The organism is Nocardiopsis sp. CC223A, assembly GCF_030766825.1.
Classification (GTDB): domain Bacteria; phylum Actinomycetota; class Actinomycetes; order Streptosporangiales; family Streptosporangiaceae; genus Nocardiopsis.
Genome location: NZ_JASFDV010000153.1, coordinates 1 through 5,675 on the forward strand (window position 1 = coordinate 1; position 5,675 = coordinate 5,675).

At 66.5% G+C, this 5,675-nt stretch carries 6 protein-coding genes; 2 read left to right on the plus strand and 4 right to left on the minus strand.

Features of this window, described 5'->3' with window-relative positions:
• Positions 1-155 precede the first annotated feature (155 nt).
• The 3 genes from QJS33_RS31520 to QJS33_RS30930 all read right to left on the minus strand — a co-directional run bounded on the left by QJS33_RS31520 (position 156) and on the right by QJS33_RS30930 (position 2,299).
• Positions 156-683, minus strand: coding sequence for a DUF5956 family protein (locus tag QJS33_RS31520; protein WP_372339750.1), 528 nt, complete (start codon positions 681-683; stop codon positions 156-158).
• A gap of 9 nt (positions 684-692) precedes the next feature.
• Positions 693-1,445 (minus strand): hypothetical protein, encoded by a 753-nt coding sequence (locus QJS33_RS30925; protein WP_306371617.1) that lies wholly within the window; start codon positions 1,443-1,445, stop codon positions 693-695.
• A gap of 503 nt (positions 1,446-1,948) precedes the next feature.
• On the minus strand, positions 1,949-2,299 hold the full coding sequence (locus tag QJS33_RS30930) for a hypothetical protein (RefSeq protein WP_306371618.1): 351 nt from the start codon (positions 2,297-2,299) through the stop codon (positions 1,949-1,951).
• A 145-nt stretch (positions 2,300-2,444) separates the two neighbouring features.
• Here QJS33_RS30930 and QJS33_RS30935 point away from each other — a divergent pair, with 145 nt between their 5' ends.
• Positions 2,445-4,025, plus strand: a complete 1,581-nt coding sequence (locus QJS33_RS30935; RefSeq protein WP_306371619.1) for an ADP-ribosylglycohydrolase family protein — start codon at positions 2,445-2,447, stop codon at positions 4,023-4,025.
• A gap of 4 nt (positions 4,026-4,029) precedes the next feature.
• Positions 4,030-5,028, plus strand: a complete 999-nt coding sequence (locus QJS33_RS30940; protein ID WP_306371620.1) for a hypothetical protein — start codon at positions 4,030-4,032, stop codon at positions 5,026-5,028.
• On the opposite strand, the gene QJS33_RS30945 is transcribed toward QJS33_RS30940, so the two are convergent.
• Positions 4,997-5,446, minus strand: a complete 450-nt coding sequence (locus tag QJS33_RS30945) for a helix-turn-helix transcriptional regulator (RefSeq protein WP_306371621.1) — start codon at positions 5,444-5,446, stop codon at positions 4,997-4,999. The genes QJS33_RS30940 and QJS33_RS30945 overlap by 32 nt on opposite strands.
• Positions 5,447-5,675: the final 229 nt, after the last annotated feature.

Sequence of the window (5,675 nt, forward strand, 5' to 3'; positions counted from 1 at the left end):
AAATACATGACCTTGGACCGGTACATGTGACAGGGGTCAGAACCCGGGTGGTCGGCGAACCCAGCGAGGTTCGCACAGGCAGTGCCACGACGTGGTGCAGCCACCCGGTGCATGTGTTTCCAGAAGCACGACACTTCCTGCAAAGCTCGACCGAGTCACCCCCGGGTCGTATAGAGAGTGGCTGCGACCTCTTCCATAAGCTCGCGCTCTTGGAGCGGCATCAAGTTCACCGGTGTCTTCGCTCGGTGCGAGGTGAAGCGGGAGCTCAAGTGGTCGAGATCCGCGACCCCATCGGGAAGCTCAACGAACCACCGGTAGCCGCATGGTTGCGAAGGTACACGTGCGGCGGTGAGGTAGTGGTCGATCCCCGATTCCACAACTGACCGGTCTCCGTATGTCCGCTCCTCCCACCGGACGATGCGCTGGCCATCCTGTTCACAGACGACTTTCACCGGTTCTGGAGGTCTCAGGTCAAGGCAGCGGACGATGTGGCCAGGGCCGATCGCCCAGGTGAACAAAGAATGCCATTCCGACTGGGGGATCTCCGCGAACCGGAGCTGTCCAATCTCACCGGTTGTCGCTTCACCGGGTGGAGCCGGAAGGACCGGGTATTCCGACCATGAACGCTTGCTCACGCAAGGCCTCCATCCTGGGAGGGGTGGGCCCCAGAGGCCGGGGCCCACCCCGGCACGTTATTCCGGCAGCCAGGAGCAGTTGCCGTCACCCGTAGGGCATTCGAATTTGCGGGTGGTCAGTGTGGGCATACCCATGGGGCCGATGCCCTCGACCCATACGTATGCTTCCACATTGGCATAGTACAGACTCGCGTCCTCCAGATAGTTGCTGCGGATCGGCCCGAAGTCCCTCCGATAGTTGGCCGCCCCTGCGAAGATCTCGAACTCTCCGAGTTCCATGTCCACCATGAACATGCCGCAGTCGGTGTCGGGGAACAGCGGTTCTTCCTCCCGGCACTGCACACGGGCTTGGTGGAACGACAGCATGGGGCCGTCCTCCCAGATGAAGGCGGTCGACCAGTTGGGGCTGCGACCGTTCATCCGGGTGCGGATCACCAGGTCGAAGCGGCCGTGCACCCCATTGGCGTTGCCGTAGGCGGCGTTACCTTTGGTCTCGTCCACGTAGGCGGTAACACGGCGGTGGCAGATGGAGGCGTTCTCGCACCACGCGTCGTAGTCGTCCGCCGCGAGTCCAGAGTTGGTGAGGGGAGAGACCGCGACCTCGTCCTGCTCGATCGTCTCGGCAGGCGGGCCGGATTCCTCAGTCTCGTCGGGAGTGATGCCGGAGCCGTCAGGGGTGGTGAGGCGGCCCCCCAGACACAGCCAGGAGTCCAGTTCCCTGGACTGGGCTTCCTCGATACACGCATCCAGGGCGACAGAGGTATCTGTTTCCCGAGGGAGGTTCTGGGCGGTTGCCGGAGCGGCGCCCATAAGCCCGAGGACAAATACAAGGACAGACAGAAGAATTAACCTTGATTTCATTTTCACTCCTGGGGGCGGAAGGGATTAAAATTCTGACATCCTCTTTCTGGGTGCACCATGGCTTGGCCGAAGTGGGCCATGTTCGGAACTCGGTGAGCTGCACGATGGAGGAGAAATGCCTGATGAAGGAGCCGCATCCATGCGAGACAGAGGGTTGACTCGAGGTTCCCTGAATGGTAGGCGATCTCGCTTTTGTTTCTCGAGGTCGATCCACTTCATTTCGGATCGCCTGAAAGCAAGATGAGCTGCGAGATTGTCCACTGATGCCTTGCTTTGCCTGGCGATCTCTGGAAGACGGCCCTTGTTGAACATTGGCTCGTGGGTTCCAGTGGTTCGCTCTGTCCCAGGTCCAGCCGCGCCCTCCGGGCCGGGTTGCCTCCGTCGCAGAAGCGCACCTGGACCCGGAACGACAGGATCAGCTTGCGCCGGCCAATGCTTGCGAGATTCTCGGCTCACTCGCGTGCGAGCGCCGCTCTGCCCTGGGTCCGCTGGGCCCGGTTCACGGCCTGGTAGTAGCGCAGGGCGCTGTCGACCAACGCCTTGGCGAAGCGCACATCGGCGGCCCCCACGTTTCGGGGTGCGGCCGGGGTGATGCTGACGTGTGTCGACCCCTGGCGCAAGGCCAGGATCGGCGCCTGCTCCTCGTAGGTGTGGCAGGCGACCTCGGGCGAGCAGGCACCGCGGGGCGCGGATCCGGTGTGGAAGGACAGGCCCACCATGTTCTCAGGATCTTCGGGGCGCGTGGTGACGGTGAGCAGGGCAAAAGCGGGCTTCGGCGTGGTGGGCTCGTCGTGCTCTGACATGGTGAACCTTTCTGCGGGTGGAACAACCCCTGCAAGCCCGTGGCAGCACGGCCCGTGACACCGAGCAAAACAAAAGTTGATATTGTCAATATCGTCTGTTAACTTCGTGGTTGTTCGCTGATCCCGACCCACAACAGGAGTCTTTATGGCCCTACTGCGCACCCCCACCGCCCACCAGGACGACCGGGCGGCCGGCGTCCTACTTGCCGCAGCCTGCGGCGATGCCCTCGGCGTCCCCTACGAGTTCCGCCCCCGCCTCACCCGCAACCAGACCCCCCAGATGATCGGCGGCGGTCTGGGCCCCTACGCACCGGGCGAGTACTCCGACGACACCCAGATGGCCGTATGCATCGCCCAGGCCCTGGTCGACACCCAGCCCGTGGCCATCCAGGACCACCACGTCCTCAACGAGATCGCCGACAACTTCCTCACCTGGTACACCACCGGCGCCACCGACATCGGAGCCCAGACCAGGTCCGTACTGAGCAAAGCCCGGTACGACGTGGCCACCCCCTGGTCCGCCAGCGTCCTACTCCGCGAATCCCGCACCCGATGGCAGCTCGGCCGTCCAAGCGCAGGCACCGGCTCCCTCATGCGCACCGCCCCCGTCGCCCTCTACGACCTGCACGATCCCGAGGAGACCGCGGAGGCGGCGCGCCTGGTCAGCGACCTCACCCACGCCGATCCCCAGGCAGGCGACGCCTGCGTCATCTGGTGCGAAGGCATCCGCCACGCCGTGCTCCGCGCCGACTTCCAGGGCGTCCGCAAGGGAGTGGAACTCCTGCCCGAGCAGCGCCGAGCGTGGTGGCACACCCGCCTGGACGAAGCCGAAGCCCAGGATCCGCACACCTTCCCCAACAACGGCTACGTCGTCTCCGCGCTCCAGGCCGCATGGTCGGCCATCACCCGCACACCCGTGCCCGCCAACAACCCCGCCAAGGGCGTCTTCGCCGCCGACCACCTGCGTCTGGCCCTGGAAGCCGCAGTCCGCGCAGGGCACGACACCGACACCGTCGCGGCGATCGCCGGAGCCCTGCTCGGCGCCCGCTGGGGTGCCTCGGCCGTGCCCTGGCACTGGCAGCGCTCCGTTCACGGCTGGCCCGACATCACCGCCCGTGACCTCATCAGCCTGGGCGTGCGCATCAGTCACCAGAACCAGCCCGACCGCCAGGGCTGGCCCCTGGCCGAACGCCACCCCCGCAACATCGACGCCCTCAAGCCCTACCAGGTGGCCCACCCGCACGATGACGGCGTGATCCTGGGCAACCTGCCTCTGGCCGACCTCGACCCCGCCGATCTGGAGGTGAACGCCGTCGTCTCCCTGTGCCGCGTCGGCAGCAGCGATTTCGCCCACATCCCCGACCGGGACCACCTGCAGATCTGGCTCATCGACCGCCCCGGCGCCAACGCCCACGGCCACTACACTCTCGACCAGGCCGCCCGCGCCGTGCACGGACTGCGTCAGGAAGGCAAGCGGGTGCTGCTGCACTGCGCCGCAGGTCGCAGCCGCACTCCCACCGCCGCCGCCCGCTACTCTGGGCTGCTGGGCATCGACCCGGCCACGGCCATGACCGACGTGTGCAAGGCGCTCTCCCCCAACCGTCCCTGGGTCAATTTCGAGCTGGAACGCTTCGTCTTCGACCTGGCCGGAACAGCGCAGCCCCCCGTCTCCGAGCGGGTCTGGAACACCCGGACCACGCTCAACCCCCGGTCGGCAAAGGAGTGACACCGTGGGCCAGCAGCCCTCGCCGCAGACCAAGCGAGCCCGGACGGCATTGCCGCCCGGGCTCCGCCCGTTGCTGGACACCCTTCGTGTCGAAGACCCCGATACCCCGGTTCAGGAGGACATCCTCGGGCTGGACCTGCTGCACCGTCACCTGGCCGACTACGCCCCCCAGACCCGGCGCGCCTACCTGGCCGACTGGAAACGCTGGGCATCCTGGTGCCGCGCCCAAGACCGCACCCCCCTGCCCGCAGAACCCGCGGACATCGCCCTGTACCTGGCCTCCGCACACGATGACCATGGAACCGAGCCCGCCACCTTGCAGCGATGGACCACCACCATCGCCACCGCCCACACCGCCAACGGCCACCCCGACCCCACCAACGCACCCCCTGTGCCCGGGTTGCTGCGCTGGCTGCGAGCCACCAAACCCCAGCCCCGCCGCCGTACCTCGCGCTGGCTCACCGACCTGGAGCTCACCCGCGTCCTCGCCCACACACGTGAAGAGTCCTGGCCCGAACTGGTGATCAACCGCCGTGACCGACTCATCATGCTGCTGGCCCGGGCCACCGGAGACGGCCCCGATGAGATCCTCGGCCTGCGCACCGGCCAGCTCACCCTGGACGAGGAAAGGGTGGTCCTCACCCGCCCCGACCAGGAACCACAGGTGCTCGCCAACCCGCTGCCCGCCGCCGACTGGAGCACCTGTCTGCCCTGCTCCCTGGCAATGTGGAGGCAGGTGACCGATCTGGCCGATGACAGCAGAACAGCCCTACGCAGCGCCCTGGAAGCCCCCGACCGGCTCACTCCCCGCGGACACTCCCACACCCTGGAGTCGGCACCCGACTCCCAAGCCTGGCTGCTACGCCGTGTGCGCAGAGGAGGCACCGTCACCGCGGACCGGATGGCCCCCAAAGCGCTCCGGGGCCTGCTGCACACTCACGCGACCGGTGCCGGCGTCGACACCACCGGCCTCACCGCGTTCGCTCTGCGCCCTCACCCGTGAGCCGCTCGTGCTCCTGCCGGCGCGCCACCGCCTGCTCATGCTCGGCACGCACCTCCTCCTCCGAGATCCCGAAGAACTTCGCCAAGGAACGCGCCTGAGCGGTGCGCAGTCTGCGGGTGCGCCCCGACTCCAGAGCCCGGTAGGTCTGCACGTTCAGGTCCGGGTCGCCGACCTGCTCCACCAACTGGTCCTGGGTCAAGCCCAGCACAGCCCGATGGCCGGCCCACCCCGCTTCCTGGAAGTCGATGAACTCACGAGGAGCAACACCCAACACTGTGGCCAGTTTCTTCAGGACCTCGGGAGTCGGTGCGCTCCCGTTCTCCTGCTCGTAGCGGCCGACCACGGTACGGCTCAGCCCGGTATGCCTGGCCAGCTCGGTGGAGGTCCACCCCTTGCTCTCGCGTGCTTGCTTGAGCACGGAAGGCTTCCATCCCACAACTCCGCTTCTTGGCATGCCCTCCGCGCTTTCATCCGATCGCAGCTCTCCTGTAGGACTCTAGGCCGACAAACAGCCCAAGAGCACCAGGAAGCGCTGGGACCGGAAGCGAGAAGAAGCCGATTCCCGCACTTGCCGAATGGTCGCCCCCGACCATGGGCGAAGCCACTTGGCAAGGGCCATCCTCGATCACGGCGGCAGCTCCTGAGCT